This window comes from Rickettsia endosymbiont of Ixodes scapularis (assembly GCF_000160735.1).
GTDB lineage: Bacteria > Pseudomonadota > Alphaproteobacteria > Rickettsiales > Rickettsiaceae > Rickettsia > Rickettsia tamurae.
In genome coordinates this window covers 497863-501162 of record NZ_CM000770.1, presented here as the reverse complement: position 1 = coordinate 501162, position 3300 = coordinate 497863, and the positions used below count along the sequence as shown (strand labels likewise).

Sequence of the window (3300 nt, the reverse complement as noted above, 5' to 3'; positions counted from 1 at the left end):
TAAATAACTGAAGTAACGGATTCATTACTTTAATAGTAAAACTTCCTACTTTTAAGGATGTTGAGAAATGTACTTTATAGCTACCTTCACTATCTTTATAGTCCCTTAAATTATTACCAGGATCATTTAGAATTTTCATCCATATATAACCCGCCTCATTTGCATTAAAGTTATATTTACCTTCACTATCAACGTTAATTCCTTGAGATGAATAGGTTTTACCGCTAGTATTCGGGTTTTCCGAAGGCTTTACTATTATGTATTGCACTCGTCCCCGATCATCAAAAGTATCGTTAAAACTATTACCGTTCTCTCTATAACATTTAGTCTGTTTAATATTTAAAACGTATCCTCCCGTATCCTTACTAGCATCTTGTGAGGTAGGAGACCAAAGCCTATATTGTAAATAACTTTTTTCAATATTGCTGTTAAAAGGTATATTATATATAACTTTATATAAATATTTACTGTCTTTATCTTTATAGTCAGACGGTTGATCTGTATCTGCAACAAATTTAGCAAGTTCTAGCTTAGAAGGCAGAGCTTGACTTACAGAACCTGCATCATTCATTTGATATATTAATCCGGTTGGTCCTTTGCCTCCTTTACCGTCCGCCGTATACCAAAATCTCCGATTCTTTTGAAAATCTCCATCGTTACATATTCCCGAAGTACAATCTACACCTCCAATATAATCTTTATCCTTAGGACTACGATTCTCGACACTATCAGGACATTTACCGTTTGAAGGAATATTAGCATTATTAGAACATTGAAGTCCCGCATAATCAATCAATAAATTACCTGAATTATCTGACCAACTAAAGGTAAAACTACCGTCATCTTTATAAGCTTCCGGCATGTCGCCCTCGTGATTTATCCAAGCAGGTAAGGAGTCACATATAAGACCAAGGCAACAATGAGAAACGGCATTAGCGGCATCACATACCCACTGAACAACATCTTCTTGATGAATACATCTAAAAAGACAATAACATTTTTCCCGATGCTTATTACCTTGCCAATAATTTTGCTTCAGTTCGCAAGCATTAACATATTTACCGGAATAAATAGAATATTTTCCACAAATCGGCTCATAAGAAGTTTTGCCTTGTGAACAATCTTTCGTAACCTTAGCACCTTTAAAAGCATCCTCAACTGTCGCATCCGTATTGGCAAAATTAGGAGATACGGAAACTAAAACTCTATCATTGGCATATAATTCGGCAATATTACGCCATTCATTATTTCTTGCATCTATTATTAGAGAGACAGGCTTATTATTTGCATCGGTAATACGAGGGATCGGAATCATTTTACCACTATCATCTAAATTAGATCCAGCCCCTGTACGTTGTAAATTGTCTTTTGGTACATAAGCTAAACACAAACTAACCTGACCGACTACTTGTAAATTTACCGGTTGACTGTTTTCTACTAGTACCTGAGTATTTAACCATTCACCATAACGATTAGGATCAGGAATAAGCTGAGTTGTGCCGTCGGGCAACATCTTAGAAGTGTTTACATAATTAGCATTAGCATTAAGGGTTATAGTACCGGTTATTGAATCCGAACCTCCTTTACCGTCCAGAGCATATCTCATGTAACAGCCGTCACCGACTTTTACTGCTCCTATCATACCAAGTGCTGCAAAAATAAAGCAAACTAACGTTGCTACTATAGCAAGTACTCCTAAAACTTTTAATAAGTTACCCTGCATATTCTATCATTTACCTCCACCCACACCGCTTTCTAAATCCCCGCCTTGCTGCTCTCCCTCTTTACGCTTACCTCCAACATCCGGCTTATCTCCTACCGGCGGCTTACCTTGCGAAGCCATAGCAGCATCCTTAAGGAAAGCTGCTCCTTTCTTTACTAAATCAACGATTTTAGTTGGACTTGCCGTTACTGCATCCATATTAGGACCGTTAGTTAAATCAGCGGCAAAACACCCTATAGATTTAGAGAAATAATAAAAAATAACCGAGAATACTAATACGCACAAAAGTTCCGCTAAAATAGATACAACATCTCTAACAATTGATTTTATTGGGAAAAGTATTAATAAATGCTCTTCCCAACCTTCACCCGCATAATATTGTAACATTTTATATCCAAAACTTTCCTGACATTTATCTGCCCCACCGATAGGAAGCCTTAACTCAAAAGTACTAAATCTAATATCCCCTTTTTCATAATCATATCTAAGGAATTCACAATTTTTAAATATTGCAGAATCATACATAGTTATTAATAAAGCTATAAAACCTGCTATTACTGCCGGCTGCAATGCACATGAGATACATACTTTTAACCACCCGTCAAAATAAGCTTTTGTACGAGTAAATAGAGCCATAGGAATGAATATAGGAGAAATATATGTCATAACGTAAATAGTAATCATGCAAACTAAATAATGCGTAATAAAATATAAAAGTATAGATAAAAATATTACAGAAAATACTAAACCTGCTGCAAGTATAATAACGTTTCCGGCCATAAAGAATCCAAACATAACGGCAAAAAATCTCAGTGCTCCTGCTTTACTTAAATCTTTTGGTCTATCATTTTTGCCATCAGGATCAAAATTAGGTATAGGTGTATTATTACCACCGGGACCATTGCCGATCGAATTCCCTAAAACTCCATTCTTATCTATATTATAAAGTAAATCCAAGCCAAGATAATAACCTATACGGCAATCAATAGCATCCCATAAACCATAAAATTTATAACCGTCTTTATACTTTGAATTATCAAATTGACATAATCCTATAGAACCTGCTGCATTAAAGATCATCTGTGCAAAGTCCGGTGCCGCTCCCGTCAAAAGAGGTAATCCATATTTTAACATACCGTTTTCTTTTGTCGGCTGACCACCACTAAAATCTAAAGGTCCAAGACCGATAGAAAAATAAGCAACGAATAAGAATTTTATTACAAAAAGAGCTATTTTTTCAGTACTTGCATATTTTTTATTTAGAGCTATATTAAAGGCAAAAAATATAGTATAAAGAATTAGTGCCGCACCTATAATTCTCTTTAAATAACCTTGAAACGTAGAAAAAGCAGCAAGATTAGTTATTCTAGAATTTTGATCTTGAGAACTACAATCATTTCTGGCAAAAAATATTTTATTAAGCGTTTCGTTCAAACACTGAACTGCAAGACCAGAAAAATTAATTAACGATTGACTATAAATTTACTCCCGTATAGCAACTTTTTCCTATATTACATTTTCATCAGGCGGAGTAGGCGGCGAAGTAGCACTTTAAAGATTTAACATGCTACCGGCAT

General features: G+C 35.1%; 2 pseudogenes. Both read right to left on the bottom strand.

From position 1 onward, the window contains the following. Window positions 1–1723: pseudogene (locus REIS_RS02555) on the bottom strand (hypothetical protein); the annotation flags it as partial. Window positions 1724–1729: 6 nt separating this feature from the next. Continuing rightward, window positions 1730–3300, bottom strand: a pseudogene (locus REIS_RS02550) (type IV secretion system protein); the annotation flags it as partial.